The organism is Hahella chejuensis KCTC 2396 (assembly GCF_000012985.1).
Lineage (GTDB): Bacteria > Pseudomonadota > Gammaproteobacteria > Pseudomonadales > Oleiphilaceae > Hahella > Hahella chejuensis.
The window spans coordinates 7193152-7215267 of record NC_007645.1 but is presented as its reverse complement, the minus strand read 5'-3'; the positions used below and the strand labels follow the sequence as shown (position 1 = coordinate 7215267).

Genomic DNA, 22116 nt, shown 5'->3' with positions numbered 1-22116 from the left:
CCAAAACCCTTGTGATTCCCTGTGGATAACTTGTTGTAGACCTGAAGACAATTTCAGGCTGTGGAAAACTCGCACTTTCCTCCCCATGTTCTCAGCAGTTTTTCAAAGGGTAATCCCTAGCTTGCCAAGTACTTTTACATTTTCTAATAGAATGATATTCAAAACTTTTCCACACTTATCCACAGAACAAAGGCTGACTAATCATAATTCTTCATAACTATCCTTTCTTAAAACCTAATATTTAATAACAGGCGAATGAGCTCCTTTATCCGCCTGAAAACGGACCAATCGCCTATAATTTGAACGGTCACCTTTTCCACACGAACTCACAGGTCGACAACAACCAGGAAAAGTTACCCACATTGATCCACAGAATGCGGTAAATAAGACTGCGACGGCCTCCACTGAAAATTTCCGCAACTCCCATTTGCTATTTACTTATAAATTCCCTACAATTCTGCTCCCTGTTTTCTAGAACGAATTTCAACCAGTTATTTGCTAAAGAGTCGGATATGAAACGCACATTCCAACCTAGCGTCCTTAAGCGTAAACGCACCCACGGTTTCCGTGCCCGCATGGCTACCGCAAACGGCCGTAAAGTTCTGGCCAGCCGTCGCGCTAAAGGTCGTAAGCGTATTTCAGCTTAATTGTCGTCTGTTGTTTAAAAGCAACCTATAGATGGCTGGTTACGAATTCCCCCGTTCACTTCGACTTTTGAAGCCGGGGGATTTCCGTAACGTATTTAACGATGCTCGCTTTAAAGCAAGCCATCCTGGTTTGCTCCTTCTTGCTATACCTAATCAACTATCTCATCCTCGTGTAGGACTTGTCATTGCTAAGAAAAACATAAAGTTAGCGACGGGAAGAAACAGAGTCAGAAGGCTAATTAGGGAAGCATTTCGTCTTCAGCAAGCAAACATACCAAGCGTCGATATTGTCGTTCTGGCCCGCAAAGCTGTTGCAGACATGAATAATGAAGAAGTTTTTCAGTGTCTAACCAAGTTGTATTCACGAATTGGTCAGCAACATGCCAATGCGCTCGCTAAAGCAAACTCTTCCTCAGCTACCTAAATACTTACTTTTAGGTTTGATAAAAGCGTACAAGTATGCAATCAGCCCGTTATTAGGACAGCACTGCCGCTTCTACCCAAGTTGCTCCAGTTATGGGTATGAAGCAATTTCCAAGTATGGATTCCTGCGAGGGAGTTATCTTACCGTCCGTCGTCTGCTAAGATGCCACCCTTGGTCAACAGGGGGTATTGATCCAGTGCCAGAAAGCCTGTCTCACAAACGCTGCCCTCATTCATCATCCGAATAAAAGTTTGAATAGTTTATGGACTTTTTAAGAACCTCTCTCATAGTCGGTTTGTTGGTTGTTTCCTACCTTTTGGTATTGGAATGGAATGAGGATATGTCCCCCCAGCAGCAGCCAGTCGCCCAAACTCCCTCTGTCACTATAGACAGTAACGGGGCCGACTCCTCAGCTCTCTTGAACTCCCCTAACACAGGCGAGCTGGATACACCTGAAACTGCATCAAAACCGGCTACTGCAGAGGATTCAAATATTTCCTCTACGGCATCCAGCGGTAAGATTATTACCGTCATCACCGATGTTCTTCGCGTAGAAATTGACTTAAATGGCGGTAATGTCGTTGAAGCCTCATTGCTTCAATATCCTATTTCTCTAAAAAATCCCACACCATTGGATCTCATGCAGAAGAACAATGGCGTTTACTACGTTGCTGCAAGCAGCTTGATTGGCGCTAACGGCTTTGATGATTCAAAAAATGGGGGAAATCCCATTTATATTGCTGAAAAGAACTCCTACTCATTACAAGAAGGCCAAGATAAATTAAGCGTAGATCTCAGAACCGAACGTGATGGCGTCACTATCGTTAAGCGCTATGAGTTTGAGAAGTCCAGCTATTCCATTAATGTCAATTTCCAAATCAACAACCAGTCAGACGCTCCCTGGAAAGCGAATTTTTCTGCAAAATTAGTTCGTGACAAGTCTCCAGATCCTACATTCTCAGGGGGATTTGGCGCAGCGTCTTTCTTAGGCGCTGTAGTTTCAACGCCAGAGAAACCTTATGAGAAAATTGACTTTTCGGACATGGAAGAAAGTGGACCTTCCGGCGTTAAAGTTAACTCCTCCAATGGTTGGATAGCTTTTATACAACATTACTTCGTCAGCGCATGGATTCCCTTATCCAATGACACTCATACCTATCAAACTCGTTTGAGAAACGGTTTGTACCTGATGGGCTTTGTCGATCCTGAGTTCACTGTCGAGCCAGGCCAGACCCATAATGTAGGCGCCAAACTGTATGCTGGTCCCAAGATTATGGAAACCCTCAAAGAGGTAGCTCCCAACCTGGACCTGACCGTGGATTTCGGTTGGTTATGGTTAATAGCCAAACCGCTTTATTTGGTGCTTGAGTTTATTCACGATTATGTCGGCAATTGGGGTATTGCTATTATTCTGCTGACAGTTTTGATCAAGGCTTTGTTCTTCCACTTGTCTGCAACCAGCTACCGATCCATGGCGAACATGCGCAGAGTGACCCCGGAGATGCAGAGAATTCGTGAACAATATGGCGATGACAGACAACGCATGTCGCAAGCCATGATGGAGTTATACAAGAAAGAGAAAATCAATCCACTAGGCGGATGTTTACCCATGTTGGTGCAAATGCCTGTGTTCATCTCTCTTTACTGGGTGCTGTTGGAAAGCGTGCAATTGCGCCAGGCGCCGTTCTTTTTCTGGATTCAGGATCTGTCCATTAAAGACCCGTATTTCGTATTGCCGTTGCTGATGGGCGCTGCAATGTTCTTGCAAACGTCTTTGAATCCAACGCCTCCAGATCCGATTCAGGCGCGTGTTATGAAGATGATGCCAATTATCTTTACCGTCTTTTTCCTGTGGTTCCCAGCAGGTCTGGTACTGTATTGGTTGGTCAACAATATTCTTTCCATCGCCCAACAGTGGTATATCACTAAGAAGATCGAAAACGGGGGGCTGGCTGCCAAAAAAATAGCCTCCTAGATAGGTTTGTCAGCCAGTGGTAGCCTGGGCTACTTTTAACAAAAGCCCGTTTTAATAACGGGCTTTTTTATGGGTGCGCCAGGCATGGCGTGTAGCGCCTTGACCGGCGCTGTTCCGGTACAGGTGGTGCTGGCCGGATGACTTGAGGGTGCAAGTCCCCTGTGGGCCCGGTAAGGGGAACCACTAGCCGAACGGCAAGGGTGTTCACCGCGAGGTGAAATCTGAAGGAAACCGAAGGCAAACCACTGGCCCGACGAACAGGAATCGCATAGGAGGCGGCCATAGCGGGTGAGGTAGCCCATACTGCCAAAGCCCAATACTTACACGGAAGCGATGGACGTAAATGCGGCGGGTATAAGTGGGAAGGTCACGCGCATTACCCTGGGAGATCTGTCGCATAGGCAGAGGCTGGATAAATTACTTCCACCATGCAGACACCAAAGGCATCTTCAACGAACTCGATGGTTGGCTACGCCGCCACCTGAGGAAGATACTCTGGCGACAATGGAAGCGCGGGCTCACTCGTGCGCGGATGTTGAGGCGTTTAGGTATCGATGAGAAACGAGCCGCGCTGAGTACGACCAATGGGCGTGGCCCATCAAATGTAACCTATGAACCGCCGTGGTACGGAACCGTATGCCCGGTGGCGTGAGAGGACGGAGGCCGTGAGGCCTCCTCCGACTCGATTTAAGCGAGAATTTTCATGTACGCTGAGAATGACACTATAGTCGCAATCGCCACCCCGCCAGGGAAAGGCGGCGTTGGCGTTGTTAGAGTATCGGGCCCCAAAGCGAGGGCTATTGCTCATGAAGTTTTGGGGTATGACCCCAAACCCAGACATGCCCACTACAGTCCATTTTTCAACGAAGAAGGCGATACTCTCGACAGCGGTATCGCTTTGCTCTTTATTGCTCCCAATAGTTTCACAGGCGAAGACGTCGTTGAGTTTCAGGGGCACGGCGGTCCCGTTGTGCTTGATATCCTGGTAAAACGCATAGTCTCCCTTGGCGCGAGATTGGCTCGGCCTGGTGAGTTCTCTGAAAGAGCCTTCATGAATGACAAGCTGGATCTGGTACAAGCGGAAGCCATTGCGGATCTGATCGAGGCAACTTCTGAACAAGCTGCGCATAGCGCAATGCGTTCCTTGCAAGGACAGTTTTCCAAAGAAATCGAAAACTTGATTGAGAGTCTTATCCAGCTGCGTATATACGTCGAAGCAGCGATCGATTTTCCAGAAGAGGAAATAGACTTTCTCTCTGATGGCAAGGTGTTAAATGATTTGGATACCCTTCTCAGTCAGACACAGTCCGTTTTCGCCAGCGCCAAGCAAGGCGCCTTGATGCGTGAAGGAATGACAGTGGTTATCGCTGGTCGCCCCAATGCCGGTAAGTCCAGTTTGCTGAATGCTTTGGCGGGTAGAGAGAGCGCCATCGTGACGGAGATTGAAGGCACTACTCGCGACGTATTAAGAGAGCATATTCATATCGATGGAATGCCATTACACATTGTGGATACCGCGGGATTACGGGATAGCGACGACGTTGTGGAAAAAATCGGCATCGAACGCGCCTGGAAAGAAATTGACCAGGCAGATCGTATTCTCTTTCTGGTGGATGCGACGCAAACAAATGAAGTGTCTCCCGAGCGAATTTGGCCAGAGTTCTATGCTCGCATCGAACATCACGACCACATCACTGTCGTTCGTAACAAAATAGACTTGAGCGAGGAAGCACAAGGTATCGACCTGTCGCTTTCACATCCGGTCATTCGCTTGTCAGCTAAAGCCGGAAATGGCATTGACGTGTTGCGGGAGCATTTGAAAGCCTGTGTTGGTTTTGAAAGCCATGCAGAAGGTGGGTTTATGGCGAGACGTCGCCACCTTGAGGCCCTTACTGTTGCGGAAAAGCATATTCAGTTAGCCAAGCAACAACTGCTGAGCGCCAACGCCGGAGAATTAGTGGCGGAAGATCTGCGGGTTGCGCAGAATGCGCTATCGGAAATTACTGGCGCTTTTACTTCCGATGATTTATTAGGACGTATCTTTTCGTCGTTTTGTATCGGAAAGTAGCCGCTATGAAGTCAATTTGGTCTACCTACGCAGCCTTGGCCGCTGCTATTTTGCTGGAGGTGATTGGCACCACTTTTCTGCAAAAGTCAGAACAGTTCAGTAAACTGACGCCAACAATACTTATGGCGTTGTGTTATCTGGGCGCTTTTTACTTTTTGTCTTATAGCCTTAAAACAATTCCTGTTGGCTTGGCTTATGCCATTTGGAGTGGCCTTGGCATTGTATTGATATCAGCTATAGGATATTTCCTGTTTCGACAAACTTTGGATCTCCCGGCAATGATCGGCTTAGGTTTTATCATCGTTGGCGTCATTATCGTCAACGTATTTTCTAACTCCATTAACCACTGATCTGTTGCGACGCTTTCCGTTCCTATCTACTAAACTGACAATTCAGGCATACAGGTTTCTTTTCCCCTTAACTGAAAGGCGCCAGCGAGTTTAACCTGATAGGAAGGTGTCTGAGTGCTAAAAAACAGACTCATGCACAGTATCATTGTTATTTTTTTGCTCTATCGAGCAGCTGATGCTGTGGCTCAGGAAGAAATTATGGTCGCTATCGGCGAGTGGGCTCCTTTCATGAGTGAGTCTTATCCTGACTATGGTGTTGTTCCTCATATTATTTCGGAGATCTATCAAAAAGCGGGAGTAAAGGTAGTCTATGGTTTTTTCCCTTGGAAGCGCTCCTACATTTTGGTGCAAAGAGGCGAATGGCATGCTTCAGCGATCTGGGGAAAGACGCCGGAAAGAGAAGCGGATTGCTATTTTTCCGATGCGGTCTATACGGGGGAGATTGTGCTGTTTTATCTAAAAAGTAATCCCGTTGTGTGGACTGGTGCGAAAAAGGACATTCAAGGACTTACTATTGGCCTTCCTCTCGGGAGCGCCAAGGCTAAACCGTTAGAGGAAGCCGAAAAGGAAGGTGTAGTCAGTTACGATGTTGGGGTTGACCATATCCTCGTGTTCAAAAAACTGCTTGCAGGTCGCTTTGACGCCTTGGATGAAAATAAGGCAGTTGGGTTATTTAATTTGCAGTCGCAATTTTCTGCTCAGGAAAGAGAAAAAATAGGCCATACAGCTCCGGTGGAAAGCTGGCCGTATCATATGATTTTTTCGCGCAAGTCCAATGCTGGTCCCCACTATAGGGAAATCTTTAACGCAGGTCTGAATGAGTTGAAGCAGAGTGGGCGTCTTAATGAGATATGGGAAGCCTTTTATCGAGGAGAGTTCACTGCTCCTTAAGCAGTTTTGGATATCCAGCGCCAATTACGTTGAGGTCTGATATTCGGCCCCAAACACAGATCTCGCTCATATGGACACAGAAAACCTCCTTAATATTTCACCTCCAGAGCTACTACCGAAGCGCACTTTTGTCCCTGACTTTTAGTGAAGTTATCCACTGTCAATAACTTCGACGCGCTGTGGATAACTTTATGGGCTATATGTCAACCTGTTTGGGATGGATTTTTTTTGTTTTTATAAAACAATGAGTTGCTAGTTGATAATTTTAGTCAGGCAATGGTTTTGCTTGTGGATAAGTTTATTAATAACTTGTCTAAAATAATTTGGCTAACCCTCTGAAAAGGCTAGGCTATTTTTTAATCTGTATGACAGAGGCATGTCAGAAGACGCCTGAGAAGGGATGTTTTGAGTGTTTTTTAAACATTTTTTATAGGGCGCTCTTATTTTTGACCTGCCCGCATAGTAAAATACGCGGTTCGTTTCAAGTCCGTTACCGATGAGGGTGTAAAAGTCTATGGACTTTCCAAAAAGTTTTGACGTCATAGTTATAGGCGGTGGGCATGCCGGAACCGAGGCTGCATTGGCGGCGGCGCGTATGGGGAGCCAGACTCTGCTGCTGACTCATAACATCGAAACCCTTGGACAGATGTCCTGTAACCCCGCAATTGGAGGCATCGGTAAAAGCCACTTGGTGAAAGAAGTGGATGCGCTTGGCGGCGCCATGGCGTTGGCGACGGACAGGGCGGGGATTCAGTTTCGTGTGCTCAACTCCAGAAAAGGACCAGCTGTGCGCGCAACCCGCGCTCAGGCGGATAGGGCGCTTTACAAAGCGGCTATTCGTGAAATTTTAGAAAATCAGCCTAATCTCACCATTTTTCAGCAGGCTGCCGACGATCTCATCATGCAGGGGGATCATGTCGCTGGCGTCGTGACGCAAATGGGTCTGCGTTTTCATAGTAAGACTGTCGTACTCACGACCGGCACTTTCCTTGGCGGCGTGATCCATATTGGCTTGGAAAACCATTCCGGCGGCCGCGCAGGTGATCCTCCCTCCATCGCTTTGGCGAAACGACTACGGGAAATGCCGTTTCGCGTTGGGCGATTGAAAACAGGAACGCCTCCGCGAATTGATGCGCGTTCCGTGGATTTTTCAGTGATGGAGGCGCAGCCTGGGGATACCCCAATTCCGGTAATGTCATTTATGGGCTCAGTGGATCTGCATCCACATCAGGTCAACTGCTTTATCACTCGCACTAATGAACGCACTCACGAGATCATTCGCGGAGGGATGGACCGCTCTCCCATGTATACGGGAGTGATTGAGGGCGTTGGGCCTCGCTACTGCCCCTCCATAGAAGACAAAGTGAATCGTTTTTCCGACAAGGATTCTCATCAGGTTTTCATTGAGCCTGAAGGATTAAGCACTCACGAGCTCTATCCCAACGGCATCTCCACCAGTTTGCCTTTTGACGTGCAATTGCAGTTGGTGCACTCGATCCAGGGCATGGAGAACGCGCATATCACCAGACCCGGTTACGCCATTGAGTATGATTTCTTTAATCCCCAGGATTTGAAGCACTCTCTGGAAACCAAGTTTGTCGGCAGCTTGTTTTTCGCGGGTCAGATAAACGGCACAACCGGCTATGAAGAAGCGGCGGCGCAAGGTCTATTGGCGGGTATGAACGCCGCCCTGCGCGCGCAGGAGAAAGAGGCGTGGAGTCCGCGCCGGGATGAGGCGTATATTGGCGTATTAGTCGATGACCTGATCACGATGGGCACACGGGAGCCGTACCGTATGTTCACCAGCCGCGCTGAATACAGGCTCCTTCTGCGAGAAGACAATGCGGATCTGCGGTTGACTGAAAAAGGCCGCGAGCTTGGCATGATAGACGATGAACGTTGGCGTGTTTTCTGTGAGAAGCGGGAAGCAATAGCCCGCGAGCAGCAGCGTTTGAAGTCCATCTGGATTCAACCTGCGACGGAAAAAGCCCGGAAAGCGGCGGAATTGCTGGAAACGGAGTTGACGCGAGAGTATTCGCTGCACGACTTGCTGAAACGTCCGGAAATGACGTGGGAAAAATTGTCCCTGCTTGATGCGGATGTTGCGGCGACGCCATATGAAGTGGCTGAGCAGCTGGAGATACAAGTCAAATACGCTGGATACATTGATCGCCAGCAGGAAGAAATTGAGCGTTTGCGTCGCAATGAGAATATGGCCTTGCCTGCGGATCTCGACTATAGCGGAATTCAGGGCTTGTCCAATGAGATCAAGCAAAAGCTGACTGAAGTGAGACCGGAAACCCTGGCACAGGCCTCCCGGATTCCCGGCGTTACTCCGGCGGCGGTTTCTCTATTGTTGGTGCATCTGAAGAAGCGCGGCTCACTTCAGCGGAAGAGCGCTTGAATATGACGTTGGTGTTGAATCAAACCGAGCAGCTGACGTCTGGCTTAAAGGCGATGGGAGTGAAGTTGGCTGAGGTGCAGCAAGCTAAAATTCTGCGTTATCTGGAACTGCTGCATAAATGGAACAAGGCGTACAATCTCACAGCAGTGCGCGATCCTGTATTGCATGTAAGCCGTCATATACTTGATTCTCTGGCGGCGCTCCCCTATTTAAAAGGCGTCCAGTTTCTGGATGTGGGCGCAGGCGCAGGGCTACCGGGAATCCCTCTTTCTATTGCGTTGCCGGAATCCCACTGGACATTGTTGGATAGCAACGGCAAAAAAACCCGGTTCATGGATCAATGCCGTATGGATATGGGATTGCCGAATCTTCGGGTTGAACACACTCGCATTGAAGCATTCAGTCCTGACGTCAAATTTGACGGAATAATATCCAGAGCCTTCGCAACGATTGGCGATATGATTGCAGGATGCCGCGATCTAATTCTTTCCGAGACGCGCATTTATGCGTTGAAAGGCCTTTATCCCCATGATGAGATTGAAGCCATGCCGGCGGACTTTGAAGTTGTGGAATGGCATAAGCTGGAGGTTCCCGGTTGTGATGGGGAACGTCATTTGCTTATTATTGCGCGTAGTGGAAATACCGGAGGCTCATAAATGGCGCGAATATTGGCTGTAACCAACCAAAAAGGCGGTGTCGGCAAAACCACGACCTGCGTCAATCTGGCAGCCTCTCTAGCCGCGACCCGGCGCAAAGTGTTACTGGTGGATATTGACCCACAAGGCAATGCGACGATGGGGAGCGGTATCGATAAAAACTCGATAGAACACACCGTTTACGATGTACTTACCAAAAAGGCGAACGCTGCTCAGGTAGTGAAGACGTCTGAAGCGGCGGGGTATGACGTAATGCCGGCCAATGGCGATGTCACCGCGGCTGAAGTCGAGTTGATGAATGAAATTGGTCGAGAGTACCGTTTGCGCAACGCCATTAAAGAAGTGGCGGTCAACTATGATTACGTGTTGCTCGATTGCCCGCCGGCGTTGAATTTGTTAACCGTAAACGCACTGGTGGCGGCCAATGGCGTTTTGATTCCAATGCAATGTGAATACTACGCTTTGGAAGGGTTGGCGGCGCTAATGAATACGATTGAACAAATCCGCGAAACGGTTAACCCTAGTCTGGAAATAGAGGGCTTACTGCGGACGATGTACGATCCTCGCAACAGCCTGACGTTGGATGTTTCACGGCAAATCACGGATTATTTTGGCGAAAAAGTATACCGCTCAATTATTCCGCGTAACGTAAGGCTAGCGGAAGCGCCTTCATATGGCGTGCCAGCATTGAAATACGATAAAAGCTCAAGAGGCGCCATTGCTTATCTGGCATTGGCGGGAGAAATTATTCGCAAAGACAGGAAGGCGGCGAAAGAAGCTGTGCTGGCCTGATTAAGCGATTTTGGGGAACTACCTGAATAATGAAGAAACGAGGTTTAGGCGATCGCGGACTGAACGCACTGCTGGCCGGGTCGCGCACACGCACTAATGAGGAAGAAGAAAACGTCAAACAGGATGGCGTTTTAAAAGAACTTCCAGTCGAGCTGATCCAGCGTGGGCAATATCAACCTCGTCGGGATATGGACCCCGAATCGCTGGAGGAACTGGCGCAATCCATACGCCAACAGGGCGTCATGCAGCCTATCGTAGTTCGTGAGATTAGCCCGAATCGCTATGAAATTATCGCTGGCGAACGGCGCTGGCGCGCAACTCAAATTGCGGGCAAGGACAAGATCCCCGTCATCATTCGCGATGTCCCCGATGAAGCCGCCATTGCAATGGCGTTGATTGAGAACATCCAGAGAGAGAACCTGAACCCAATAGAAGAGGCCATGGCGCTGCAGCGATTGCAGGATGAGTTTCGCCTGAATCAAACTCAGGTGGCGGAAGCGGTTGGAAAGTCTCGCCCGGCTATAGCGAATCTACTACGCCTCCTCGCCCTCCATGCTGACGTGAAAACTATGCTGGAGCGCGGCGATATGGAAATGGGGCACGCCAGAGCGTTGTTGCCTTTGGATGAATCGACACAGTTGGCGGCGGCGAACGCTATCGTTGAGAAAGGCTTGTCAGTCAGACAAACAGAAGCCCTCGTGCGAAAGCTGCTGCAGGAAAAAGAGAATCCTAAGGAAAAAATCAAAAAAGTGCTGGATGCGGATGTACGCAAGTTACAGGAAAGCCTGGCTGAAAGACTGGGTTCTCCCGTCACAATTGACTACAACAGTAAGGGCAAGGGCAAACTTGTCATCAAATACAACTCATTGGATGAATTAGACGGCATTCTTGCTCATATTAATTAAAGCCTCTTTTTGTCTTTACGCCGATGTGCCTGGTTGCTGAACACATCGGCGCTTTCCCTTCTGTAGGTTTGATTCTTTTTTAGGCCAGGATCACTAAAACTGCATAGCGCCCATGCAGCGTATAAAAATAACCCAAGCACAATATTTGGCGCCTGTAATATCAATTCAGCATATTTAGTACCAGATGTTGATTTGGTTAAAAATTTTTAACGCTTCCATGTGTATGGAAATTATACAGTTTTGTTTTCATGGCGGTTGAATGCGTTACATCGACACAATATAATCACCTGCGCCTAAAGCTACGGGTCTCTGTAGTGCGAGGGCGGGGGTAACAAGAACTAGGCAGAAACGTGATTTGAATAGTGCAGCTCGCTCGCTTATTAAGCGGCCGCCAGTCTTTAGGATTGTGGGATTACAATTAATAGCCACAGCCCTCATATCTTTAATCGCGTGGAGATGGAGCAGCGTGCATGCGTACTCGGCTTTGGCCGGGGGACTGATCTGCGCTGTTCCAAACATGTATTTCGCCCACCGCGCCTTTCTCTATCAAGGGGCTCAAGCAGCCAGGCAAATCGTACAATCTATTTATAAAGCAGAGGCGGTTAAGCTAGGATTAACGGCCATTTTTTTTGGCCTGGCTTTTAAGTTTATCCAGCCTTTGGAGCCAGCAAGTTTATTTCTGGCTTTTCTAGGTGTGCAGTCAGTGCATTGGTTCGCGCCGCTGATTGTCGGAAGACGGCAGCGTAAATAACAATTGCAACAATCGATTAAGAGTGAAACATGGCAGGCGAAAATCCTACAGCGTCGGAGTACATTCAGCACCATCTTCAAAACCTGACCTTTGGTAACCACCCAGAGCATGGCTGGAGTTTTGCGCATACTGCGCAGGAAGCCAAAGAAATGGGCTTCTGGGCCGTCCATGTTGACAGTCTGGGTTGGTCAATCGCCTTGGGCGCCTTGTTTGTCTGGTTATTCCGCAAAGCTGCGGTGAAAGCGACCAGTGGCGTGCCAAGCGGACTGCAGAACTTTGTTGAGATTATGGTCGACTTCGTCGACAAGAGCGTAAAGGAAACTTTCCACGGCAAAAATGCGGTCATCGCCCCTTTGGCGCTGACAGTCTTCTGCTGGATTTTCCTGATGAATTTGATGGACTTGGTTCCTGTAGACTTTCTACCGAGACTGTTCCAAGTCATTACCGGCGACGATCACGCATACTTTAAAGTCGTTCCCACCACGGATGTTAACGTGACTCTGGGAATGTCGTTGTCTGTCTTCTTCCTGATCATTTATTACAGTATTAAAGTCAAAGGCGTGGGCGGTTTCCTGGGTGAACTGACCCTGCAGCCATTCGGCAAGTGGATGCTGCCATTCAACCTGCTCCTGGAAGGCGTGGGCTTGATCGCCAAACCTATTTCTCTTGCACTGCGTCTATTCGGTAACCTGTACGCAGGCGAGCTGCTCTTCATCCTGATAGCGTTGATGCCGTTTTGGGCGCAATGGGCGCTATCAGTGCCCTGGGCCATTTTCCATATTCTGGTCATTGTGCTGCAGGCGTTCATATTCATGATGTTGACCATCGTGTATCTGAGCATGGCGCATGAAGATCACTAAGAAGTAAATATTTCCATCAAAACTAAAAACTTTCTATCCACTAACTAATTGATAAATTTAGGAGAGACAATGGAAACTGTAGTTGGTATGACCGCGATTGCTGTAGCTCTTTTGATCGGCATGGGCGCGTTAGGTACTGCAATTGGTTTCGGTTTGCTGGGCGGTAAATTTTTGGAAGGCGCTGCGCGTCAACCAGAAATGGTGCCCATGCTGCAGGTTAAAATGTTCATCGTGGCCGGTCTGCTTGACGCCGTAACCATGATCGGCGTTGGTATCGCTCTGTTCTTCACTTTCGCTAACCCGTTCATTGCTTTGGTTCAGTAATTACACCTTTTAGGCAAACGAGTCATTTTATTCGACTGATAAGCGAGGGGTGTCAACGTGAACATCAACCTGACAATGATAGGGCAGGCGATTGCTTTCTTTATCTTTGTCGTATTCTGCATGAAGTATGTATGGCCGCCGGTCATACAGGCTCTGCGGGAACGCGAGAAAAAGATTGCCGATGGTTTGCAGGCTGCTGAGCACGCGCAAAAGGATCTTGAGCTAGCCCAAGAAAAAGTTGCCAAGCAGTTGCGTGAAGCCAAACAGCAAGCGGCTGAAATTATCGAACAAGCTAACAAGCGCGCCAATCAGATGCTGGAAGAAGCAAAAGATCAGGCGCGTACTGAAGGCGAGCGTTTGATCACTGCAGCCAAAGCTGAAATCGACCAGGAAAAGAACCGTGCTAAAGAATCGCTGCGTGCTGAAGTCGCTGCGCTGGCGTTGGCGGGTGCTGAGAAGATCCTGGAAACCTCTGTGGACGCAGGTGCGCACAGCAACATGCTAGATAAACTAGCTGCGGAACTATAAGAGGTTTGCATTATGGCGGAAAGCACTACACTCGCCCGGCCATATGCGAAAGCGGCCTTTGAATTAGCTCGGGATGCGGGTCAATTGTCGGAGTGGTCAGCGTTATTAGCGCTGACCGCCGCTGTTGCTGGAGACAGCAATATGCACAAGGTGTTAAATCACCCAGCATTGACCAGCGCTCAGAAAGGTCAGACGTTCCTTGACGTTTGCGAAGGCAAACTCAATGAAGCGGGCGCTAACTTTGTTAGAGTTCTCGCTGAAAACAACCGTCTGGTCCTGCTGCCGGAAATCGCGGCACTGTTCGAGCAGTTAAAGGCGCAGCAAGAAGCCACAATCGAAGTCACTATTGAGAGCGCATTCGAAATGAATGACGAGCAGGAAAACAAGCTTGCTCAAGCTCTGCAAAAGAAACTATCTCGCAACGTCAATTTGCGCTCCCAGCTTAATAAAGAGCTGATCGGGGGCATAGTCGTGCGCGCGGGTGACTTAGTGATTGACGCGTCCGTACGCGGTCGTCTGGCTAAGCTGGCCGAGGCAGTGAATTCCTGAACTGGCGCCTGCGGCTGAATTTCCGCAGAAAGGTAACTGAAGGGTTTTTGAGGATAAAGGCATGCAGCAACTGAATCCATCTGAGATCAGTGAAATCATCAAGAAGCGCATTGAGAAGCTGGATATTTCTTCTGAAGCGAAAACAGAAGGCACTATCGTAAGCGTTTCTGATGGTATCGTACTGATCCATGGTCTTGCCGACGTAATGTACGGTGAGATGATTGAATTTGAAGGCGGCGTATACGGTCTGGCTCTTAACTTAGAGCGCGATTCCGTGGGCGCCGTTGTATTGGGCGACTACAAAGATTTAGCGGAAGGTCAAAAGGTAAGAGTAACCGGCCGTATCTTGGAAGTGCCCGTAGGCGAACAATTGCTTGGTCGCGTCGTTGACGGACTGGGTAATCCGATTGACGGTAAAGGCGCTCTGGAAACGACTCTGACTGAGCCGGTTGAGAAAGTCGCGCCGGGCGTTATCGCACGTAAATCCGTTGGTCAGCCAATGCAGACTGGTTATAAGTCGGTAGACACCATGGTGCCCATCGGTCGCGGTCAGCGTGAGCTGGTTATCGGCGACCGTCAGACTGGTAAAACCGCTCTGGCGATCGATGCGATCATCAACCAGAAAGGCACTGGCATCAAGTGTATCTACGTTGCAATCGGTCAGAAGCAGTCTTCTATCGCCAACGTTGTGCGTAAGCTGGAAGAGCACGGCGCAATGGATCACACCATCGTTGTCGCCGCAGGCGCTGCGGACCCTGCGTCCATGCAGTTCCTGGCTCCGTACTCTGGCTGCACCATGGGCGAGTATTTCCGTGACCGTGGTGAAGACGCACTGATCATTTACGACGACTTGACCAAGCAAGCCTGGGCGTATCGTCAGATCTCCCTGTTGCTGCGTCGTCCGCCCGGACGCGAAGCATACCCCGGTGACGTATTTTACCTGCACTCCCGTTTGCTGGAGCGTGCGTCCCGCGTTAACGAGGAATACGTTGAGAAGTACACCAACGGTGAAGTGAAAGGCAAAACCGGTTCTTTGACCGCTCTGCCTATCATCGAAACTCAAGCCGGTGACGTATCTGCGTTCGTTCCTACTAACGTAATTTCTATTACTGACGGCCAGATCTTCCTTGAGACAAGCCTGTTCAATGCGGGTATCCGTCCTGCGATGAACGCCGGTATCTCTGTATCCCGGGTAGGTGGCGCCGCACAGACCAAGATCATGAAAAAGCTGGGTGGCGGTATCCGTCTGGCCCTGGCTCAGTATCGTGAACTGGCTGCGTTCGCTCAGTTCGCTTCTGACCTTGACGAAGCGACTCGTAAGCAGCTGGAGCACGGTCAGCGTGTTACCGAACTGATGAAGCAAAAGCAGTTCGCGCCGATGACCGTTGCTGAAATGGGCTTGGTTCTGTTCGCTGCAAACGAAGGTTTCCTGGACGATGTCGACGCCAAGAAAGTAGTTCCCTTCGAAGCGGCTCTGCTTTCTTACGCCAAGAGCGAATTCGGCGATCTTCTGGCGAAGATCAACGAAGCAGGCGATTACAACGACGAAATCGCCGCCGGCCTGAAATCTTGTATCGAGAAGTTCAAATCCACTCAAACCTGGTAATGAACTTCTAACCGTCGCCGCTTCTGCGGCGACTGGTTGTTCAACAGGTTCAGGATTAACGAAAGGCAGGTAAATATGGCCGTCGGAAAAGAGATTAAAACCCAAATCGCAAGTATTAAGAGCACGCAGAAAATTACCAGCGCGATGCAGCTTGTCGCCGCCAGTAAAATGCGTAAGGCTCAACAGCGAATGGCGGCGGGTCGGCCTTATGCTGATCGCATACGCAGCGTCATAAGCCATATCGCTACTGCGAATCCAGAATATCGACATCTGTATCTGCAAGAACGCGAAGCTAAAAGAGTTGGCTATATTGTGGTCTCAACTGACCGCGGACTCTGTGGCGGTTTGAACGTTAACGCTTTCCGCGAAATGATGCGCTCCATGAAAGAATGGCGCGATAAAGGCGCGGAAGTCGATTTGTGCGCTGTAGGGCAAAAGGCGATCAGCTTTTTCCGTAACTATGGCGGTAACGTTGTCGCTGCATTGAGCCACTTGGGGGATGACCCATCCCTTACCAAGATCGTGGGCTCCGTTAAGGTCATGCTGGACGCATATGCTGAAGGCAAGATCGACCGTTTGTACTTGGTCCATAACCGCTTCGTAAACACTATGACGCAGAAGCCTACTGTGGCGCAGCTGTTGCCTCTTCCCCCTGCGGAAGATGATGAAATGATACGTCGCCATTGGGACTACATTTACGAGCCTGACGCTAAAGGCTTGTTGGACGGGTTGCTGACCCGCTTTATTGAGTCCCAGGTATATCAAGCTGTCGTGGAAAATAACGCCTGTGAGCAGGCCGCGCGGATGATCGCTATGAAGAGCGCGACCGACAACGCTGGCGGAATCATTAACGAGCTGGAGTTGGCGTACAACAAAGCTCGTCAGGCGGCGATCACTCAAGAGATCTCTGAGATCGTGAGCGGCGCAGCGGCGGTATAGGTTTCTTGGTATTTGGACGCGCCGCTTTAAATGCGGCGGAGTCAGGCAGAACAGATTTAAGATTCAGTGAGGAACTGACAATGAGTAGCGGACAAATAGTGCAGATTATCGGGGCGGTTATCGACGTCGAATTTCCGCGCGATACAGTGCCCAAAGTCTATGATGCTTTAAAAGTTGAAGGCGGAGCCACAACACTGGAAGTTCAGCAGCAGCTGGGCGACGGTATCGTGCGCACAATCGCCATGGGAAGCACCGAAGGTCTACGCCGCGGTCTTCAAGTGGAAAACACCAACGCTCCTATCTCAGTACCAGTCGGAACCCAGACTCTGGGCCGTATCATGGACGTACTGGGTAACCCGATTGATGAGAAAGGTCCTATCGGTGAAGAAGAGCGTATGCCCATTCACCGTACCGCTCCTGGTTACGCAGATCAGTCTTCTTCTCGCGACCTGTTGGAAACCGGCATCAAGGTTATCGACTTGGTATGTCCTTTCGCGAAGGGCGGTAAAGTCGGCCTGTTCGGCGGCGCGGGCGTAGGTAAGACCGTTAACATGATGGAGCTGATCAACAACATCGCGAAAGAGCACTCAGGTCTTTCCGTATTCGCGGGTGTTGGTGAGCGGACTCGTGAAGGTAACGACTTCTACTACGAGATGGAAGAGTCCAAAGTACTGGACAAAGTAGCGATGGTATACGGGCAGATGAATGAGCCCCCAGGAAACCGTCTGCGTGTTGCTTTGACCGGTCTGACCATGGCGGAGAAGTTCCGTGACGAAGGCCGTGACGTTCTGTTGTTCGTTGACAACATCTACCGTTACACCTTGGCGGGAACCGAAGTATCGGCTCTGCTGGGTCGTATGCCTTCCGCAGTAGGTTATCAGCCGACTCTGGCGGAGGAAATGGGCGTTCTGCAGGAACGTATCACTTCCACGAAAGTAGGCTCCATCACTTCCGTTCAGGCCGTATACGTACCTGCGGATGACTTGACTGACCCCTCTCCAGCAACCACGTTCTCGCACTTGGATGCGACAGTTGTACTGAGCCGGGATATCGCCGCAAAAGGTATCTACCCTGCGATCGATCCATTGGATTCCACCAGCCGTCAGTTGGACCCGCTGGTTATCGGTCAGGAACATTATGACGTGGCGCGCGGCGTACAGACCGTACTGCAGCGTTACAAAGAGCTGAAAGACATTATTGCGATTCTGGGTATGGACGAGCTGTCTGAAGAAGACAAGCAGATCGTATCCCGTGCGCGTAAAATCGAGCGTTTCTTGTCTCAGCCTTTCCACGTTGCGGAAGTATTTACCGGTTCTCCGGGCAAGTACGTGTCTCTGAAAGACACTATCCGCGGCTTTAAGGGGATTCTCGATGGCGAATTCGACCACCTGCCGGAACAAGCGTTCTACATGGTCGGCGGTATCGATGAGGCGGTTGAGAAAGCCAAGAAGACTAAATAATATCCGAATAGGATAGAGGCCTAACCAAATGGGTATAAGTGTGCATTGCGATATCGTTAGTGCGGAACAGGAGATCTTCTCAGGTCTGGTGGAGATGGTTATCGCCGCCGGCAGCGAAGGCGACCTGGGCATTACGCCGGGTCATACCCCCCTGCTAACTGCGCTAAACCCCGGTCCGGTTAGGATCATCAAGCAAGGCGGTGAAGAGGAAGTATTTTTCGTTACTGGCGGATTCCTCGAAGTACAGCCGAACATGGTGACCATCCTATCGGATAGCGCGCAACGTGCGGGCGATATGGACGAAGCCGCTGCTCTGGAAGCGAAGAAAGAAGCTGAGAAGGCCCTGGCCAATCGCGGCGGAGACTTCGAGTACTCCAGAGCTGCATCGCAGTTGGCCGAGGCGGCTGCAAGACTCCGCACCATTCAGCAAATGCGTAATAAGTTGAAGCGCTAACAGTAAAGATTGCAAGATCGAACAAGGGGAAGCACAGTCTTCCCCTTTTTTGTATTTGAATGGCGCCCTGAAGGACCAAAATTTGGCGCCCGCGCGTGGCTTTACTAGTCTATCTGGACGGCAGGAAATTTTTTTCCTAATCCCTTAAAGTGTCCATTATTACAAATTCTATTAACAGCCAAGCTGTTACCGGCTTAACTACTTTATCCATGCTTCGGAGACCGATATGAGTCTGCACATCATCATTCTCGCAGCCGGCCAAGGCACGCGAATGAAATCCGAGTTGCCGAAAGTGATGCATTGCGTCGCCGGCAAACCCCTGGTTCAGCACGTCATCGACACTGCACGTCGTTTGGAGCCGGAAAACATTACAGTCGTATATGGCCACAAAGGCGATGTGGTTCAGGCCGGAGTATCCGGCCCGGGCTTACTATGGGCGCATCAGGCGGAGCAGCTCGGCACGGGACATGCCGTAGCTCAAGGGCTGCAGAACTTATCAGACGATGGCCAGGCGCTGATTTTATATGGAGATGTGCCGCTCACTTCCGCCGCTACATTAAAGAATTTTCTCGCCGTCAGTCAGGGTAAATTAGGTGTGTTGACCGTGACGTTGGACAACCCCACCGGCTATGGCCGTATCGTACGCAATGATGCTGGATCGGTGATTTCTATCGTTGAACAAAAAGATGCGACTGAAGCGCAGAAAGCAATCAATGAAATTAACACTGGTATTATGGCTGTGCCGGTGAGTCGATTGAAAGAATGGTTACCTAAGCTTTCCAACAGCAACGCTCAAGGTGAATATTATCTGACGGATATTGTCGCACTCGCTGTTGAAAGCGGCGTGGATATTGTCACGGCGCAGCCAAGCTTCCTCCATGAAGTTGAAGGCGTAAATAACAGAATTCAATTGGCCGCACTGGAGAGAGCATACCAACAACAGGTTGCCGAAGAGCTGATGTTGGCCGGCGCGACCCTGCGAGATCCCGCACGCGTCGATGTGCGAGGCGTGCTTAATGTCGGCCGTGACGTGGAAATTGATGTGAATGCTGTCTTCGAAGGCGACGTCACCTTGGGAGACAGGGTTAAAATCGGTCCGAATTGTGTGATACGAAATGCGGTCATCGCTAATGACGTAACGATCGAAGCCAGCAGTATCATAGAAGACGCTCGTATTGACGCTTTCGCCACGGTTGGACCGTTTGCGCGACTGCGTCCAGGCGCTCACTTGTTTGAGAAAGCCAAGGTCGGAAACTTTGTAGAGATTAAGAAAGCTGATATTGGTCCTGGCAGCAAGGTAAATCACCTCAGCTATGTCGGCGATGCTACGGTAGGCTCTAACGTCAATATTGGCGCAGGAACCATCACCTGTAACTATGACGGCGCCAATAAATTTAAGACGCTTATAGAGGACGATGTTTTCGTTGGCTCCAATACGGCGCTGGTTGCGCCAGTGACTCTGGGTAAAGGGGCCACGATCGGAGCCGGCTCTACTGTCACCAAGGATGTTTCCGACAAACAGCTCGCCGTCGCGCGCGCGCAGCAGCGTAATATTGATGGCTGGACGCGGCCGGTGAAGAAGTAGCCCGAGCACAAATAACGTTAAGCGAGGCTTAGTCGCTTCGTTTTCAAAAAAAACATAAAACGTACTAAGATTCGTTTATTGAGTTAATCCAATCCGAAACAAGGAAAACATATGTGTGGCATAGTTGGGGCGATTGCCCAGCGGGACGTATCCGCGATCCTGCTAGAAGGCCTGAAACGTCTTGAGTACCGCGGATATGATTCCGCAGGTATGGCCGTTGTCGAAGCGGCGAATAAAATTCAGCGTCAGCGTGAAGTGGGTAAAGTCGCTGCGCTTGAAGAAGCCATCACCAAATACCCACTGCCTGGGCGCACCGGTATTGCGCATACTCGGTGGGCGACTCATGGCAAGCCTAGCGTCACCAACGCTCACCCACATATGTCTGGCGAAAACCTCGCTATCGTACACAACGGCATTATTGAGAACTACGAAGCCCTGCGCCAGGACCTGCGTGACAAAGGCTATGAGTTCACCTCCGAGACGGATACGGAAGTGGTGGCGCATCTGATCGACAGCATGTATCAGGAAACCGGCGATATGCTGCAAGCGTTCAGGAAGACGATTGCGCAACTGCACGGCGCTTATGCGTTGGCGGTGGTGCACTCTTCTGAGCCTAACCGTATCCTGGCGGCTCGCGAAGGCAGTCCTCTGGTTGTGGGCGTAGGTATCGGCGAAAACTTCCTGGCTTCCGACGCTTTAGCGCTATTGCAGGTTACAGACCGTTTTATCTACCTGGAAGAAGGCGATATCACTGAAGTTACTTTGGAACAGATCACCATTTGGGACGGCTCTGGCGCTAAAGTAGAGCGTCCTGTCGTACGGTTTGAGCATGGCGGACTCGACAGTGTGGAAAAAGGCGAATACCGCCACTACATGATGAAGGAAATCTACGAGCAGCCTAAAGTGATCAAGGCGACTCTGGAAGGTCGTATCAGCGGTGATCATATTCTGGAGCAGGTACTGGGCGCGGACGCGGCCAATGTGTTTGATGGCGTCGGCTCAGTACAGATCGTAGCGTGCGGCACCAGCTATCACTCAGGCCTTGTCGCCAGATACTGGATCGAGGAACTGGTCGGCATTCCCTGTCAAGTAGAAGTCGCCAGCGAGTATCGTTATCGCAAACATGTCGTGCAGCCGGACATGCTGTTTGTCACCATCTCACAATCTGGTGAAACCGCTGACACGCTGGCCGCGTTGCGTCAGGCTAAAAAGGCTGGCTTTAAATCTGCGCTGGCGATTTGTAACGTGCCCGGTAGCTCGCTGGTGCGCGAATCCGATCTGACTGTAATGACCCAGGCGGGCCCGGAAATTGGAGTCGCATCCACCAAGGCGTTTACCACGCAGCTGGTCGCTCTGTTGATCCTGACAATCGCGCTGGGAAGACGTCATGGTCTGACCAAAGAGAAAGAAGCGGAATTGGTGGAAGGTCTCAAAGCTCTGCCAGGTCTGATTCAGAAAGTGCTGGATCTGGATGACGTCATCAATAAAACCTCAGAAGCTTTCGCAGAGAAGCACCATTCTCTGTTTTTGGGACGCGGCTCCATGTATCCCGTGGCGATGGAAGGGGCGCTGAAGCTGAAGGAAATCTCTTACATTCACGCCGAAGCCTATCCCGCTGGCGAGTTGAAACACGGCCCTCTGGCGCTTGTGGATAAGGATATGCCGGTAATCACCGTCGCTCCCAACAACGAGCTGTTAGAGAAACTGAAGTCCAACCTGCAGGAAGTTCGCGCGCGCGGCGGCGAGTTATATGTATTCGCAGATGCGGAAGTGGCGCTGGAAGAAGAACCGGGCGTACACGTCATCCCCATCCCCGCCGTTCACGACATCCTGGCCCCCATCGTTTACACCGTGCCGTTGCAGTTGCTGTCCTACCACGTCGCTGTACTCAAAGGCACTGACGTAGACCAGCCGCGCAACCTGGCCAAGAGCGTTACGGTCGAATAAT

The 22116-nt window shown here is 50.2% G+C and carries 23 protein-coding genes; all 23 read left to right on the top strand.

Going from position 1 to position 22116, the window contains the following annotated elements:
• Positions 1 to 512 precede the first annotated feature (512 nt).
• The 23 genes from rpmH (at position 513) to glmS (ending at position 22115) form a co-directional block, all read left to right on the top strand.
• Positions 513 to 647 carry a 50S ribosomal protein L34 gene (gene rpmH, locus HCH_RS33400; protein ID WP_083769858.1) on the top strand — a complete coding sequence of 45 codons (135 nt, stop codon included), beginning with the start codon at positions 513 to 515 and terminating at the stop codon, positions 645 to 647.
• 31 nt (positions 648 to 678) lie between these two features.
• Positions 679 to 1071 carry a ribonuclease P protein component gene (rnpA, locus tag HCH_RS31980; protein WP_041599071.1) on the top strand — a complete coding sequence of 131 codons (393 nt, stop codon included), beginning with the start codon at positions 679 to 681 and terminating at the stop codon, positions 1069 to 1071.
• On the top strand, positions 1028 to 1318 hold the full coding sequence (gene yidD, locus HCH_RS33395) for a membrane protein insertion efficiency factor YidD (protein WP_083769857.1): 291 nt from the start codon (positions 1028 to 1030) through the stop codon (positions 1316 to 1318). The genes rnpA and yidD overlap by 44 nt, the downstream gene beginning before the upstream one ends.
• Before the next feature lie 15 nt (positions 1319 to 1333).
• A complete protein-coding gene (gene yidC, locus HCH_RS31975) occupies positions 1334 to 3046 on the top strand; it encodes a membrane protein insertase YidC (RefSeq protein ID WP_011400749.1) in 1713 nt (570 codons plus the stop codon).
• 358 nt (positions 3047 to 3404) lie between these two features.
• On the top strand, positions 3405 to 3698 hold the full coding sequence (locus HCH_RS33390) for a group II intron maturase-specific domain-containing protein (protein ID WP_083769856.1): 294 nt from the start codon (positions 3405 to 3407) through the stop codon (positions 3696 to 3698).
• 51 nt (positions 3699 to 3749) lie between these two features.
• Complete coding sequence (gene mnmE, locus HCH_RS31970) at positions 3750 to 5114, top strand: tRNA uridine-5-carboxymethylaminomethyl(34) synthesis GTPase MnmE (RefSeq protein ID WP_011400748.1); 1365 nt, start codon at positions 3750 to 3752, stop codon at positions 5112 to 5114.
• Positions 5115 to 5119: 5 nt separating this feature from the next.
• On the top strand, positions 5120 to 5464 hold the full coding sequence (locus HCH_RS31965; RefSeq protein ID WP_011400747.1) for a DMT family transporter: 345 nt from the start codon (positions 5120 to 5122) through the stop codon (positions 5462 to 5464).
• 132 nt (positions 5465 to 5596) lie between these two features.
• The gene (locus tag HCH_RS31960) at positions 5597 to 6355 is read left to right on the top strand and encodes a substrate-binding periplasmic protein (RefSeq protein ID WP_041599070.1); all 759 of its coding nucleotides are present in this window, start codon (positions 5597 to 5599) and stop codon (positions 6353 to 6355) included.
• A gap of 514 nt (positions 6356 to 6869) precedes the next feature.
• Positions 6870 to 8759, top strand: coding sequence for a tRNA uridine-5-carboxymethylaminomethyl(34) synthesis enzyme MnmG (mnmG, locus tag HCH_RS31955; protein WP_011400745.1), 1890 nt, complete (start codon positions 6870 to 6872; stop codon positions 8757 to 8759).
• Positions 8760 to 8761: 2 nt separating this feature from the next.
• The gene (rsmG, locus tag HCH_RS31950; protein ID WP_011400744.1) at positions 8762 to 9415 is read left to right on the top strand and encodes a 16S rRNA (guanine(527)-N(7))-methyltransferase RsmG; all 654 of its coding nucleotides are present in this window, start codon (positions 8762 to 8764) and stop codon (positions 9413 to 9415) included.
• Positions 9416 to 10207 (top strand): ParA family protein, encoded by a 792-nt coding sequence (locus HCH_RS31945; RefSeq protein ID WP_011400743.1) that lies wholly within the window; start codon positions 9416 to 9418, stop codon positions 10205 to 10207. It abuts the gene before it with no gap.
• 29 nt (positions 10208 to 10236) lie between these two features.
• The gene (locus HCH_RS31940) at positions 10237 to 11112 is read left to right on the top strand and encodes a ParB/RepB/Spo0J family partition protein (protein WP_011400742.1); all 876 of its coding nucleotides are present in this window, start codon (positions 10237 to 10239) and stop codon (positions 11110 to 11112) included.
• Positions 11113 to 11467: 355 nt separating this feature from the next.
• On the top strand, positions 11468 to 11863 hold the full coding sequence (locus tag HCH_RS31935; RefSeq protein WP_011400740.1) for a F0F1 ATP synthase subunit I: 396 nt from the start codon (positions 11468 to 11470) through the stop codon (positions 11861 to 11863).
• Positions 11864 to 11892: 29 nt separating this feature from the next.
• On the top strand, positions 11893 to 12723 hold the full coding sequence (gene atpB / locus HCH_RS31930; protein ID WP_011400739.1) for a F0F1 ATP synthase subunit A: 831 nt from the start codon (positions 11893 to 11895) through the stop codon (positions 12721 to 12723).
• A 69-nt stretch (positions 12724 to 12792) separates the two neighbouring features.
• Positions 12793 to 13047 carry a F0F1 ATP synthase subunit C gene (atpE, locus tag HCH_RS31925; protein ID WP_011400738.1) on the top strand — a complete coding sequence of 85 codons (255 nt, stop codon included), beginning with the start codon at positions 12793 to 12795 and terminating at the stop codon, positions 13045 to 13047.
• A gap of 57 nt (positions 13048 to 13104) precedes the next feature.
• Complete coding sequence (locus HCH_RS31920; protein ID WP_011400737.1) at positions 13105 to 13575, top strand: F0F1 ATP synthase subunit B; 471 nt, start codon at positions 13105 to 13107, stop codon at positions 13573 to 13575.
• A 12-nt stretch (positions 13576 to 13587) separates the two neighbouring features.
• Complete coding sequence (locus HCH_RS31915) at positions 13588 to 14124, top strand: F0F1 ATP synthase subunit delta (protein ID WP_011400736.1); 537 nt, start codon at positions 13588 to 13590, stop codon at positions 14122 to 14124.
• Positions 14125 to 14185: 61 nt separating this feature from the next.
• The gene (gene atpA / locus HCH_RS31910) at positions 14186 to 15730 is read left to right on the top strand and encodes a F0F1 ATP synthase subunit alpha (protein WP_011400735.1); all 1545 of its coding nucleotides are present in this window, start codon (positions 14186 to 14188) and stop codon (positions 15728 to 15730) included.
• 75 nt (positions 15731 to 15805) lie between these two features.
• A complete protein-coding gene (atpG, locus tag HCH_RS31905) occupies positions 15806 to 16669 on the top strand; it encodes a F0F1 ATP synthase subunit gamma (RefSeq protein WP_011400734.1) in 864 nt (287 codons plus the stop codon).
• Positions 16670 to 16749: 80 nt separating this feature from the next.
• Entirely contained in the window at positions 16750 to 18129 is a 1380-nt protein-coding gene (gene atpD, locus HCH_RS31900; protein WP_011400733.1) for a F0F1 ATP synthase subunit beta, read from the top strand.
• Positions 18130 to 18157: 28 nt separating this feature from the next.
• Positions 18158 to 18583, top strand: a complete 426-nt coding sequence (locus HCH_RS31895; protein ID WP_011400732.1) for a F0F1 ATP synthase subunit epsilon — start codon at positions 18158 to 18160, stop codon at positions 18581 to 18583.
• 226 nt (positions 18584 to 18809) lie between these two features.
• Positions 18810 to 20168, top strand: a complete 1359-nt coding sequence (gene glmU, locus HCH_RS31890; RefSeq protein WP_011400731.1) for a bifunctional UDP-N-acetylglucosamine diphosphorylase/glucosamine-1-phosphate N-acetyltransferase GlmU — start codon at positions 18810 to 18812, stop codon at positions 20166 to 20168.
• Positions 20169 to 20279: 111 nt separating this feature from the next.
• A complete protein-coding gene (gene glmS, locus HCH_RS31885; protein WP_011400730.1) occupies positions 20280 to 22115 on the top strand; it encodes a glutamine--fructose-6-phosphate transaminase (isomerizing) in 1836 nt (611 codons plus the stop codon).
• Position 22116 lies beyond the last annotated feature (1 nt).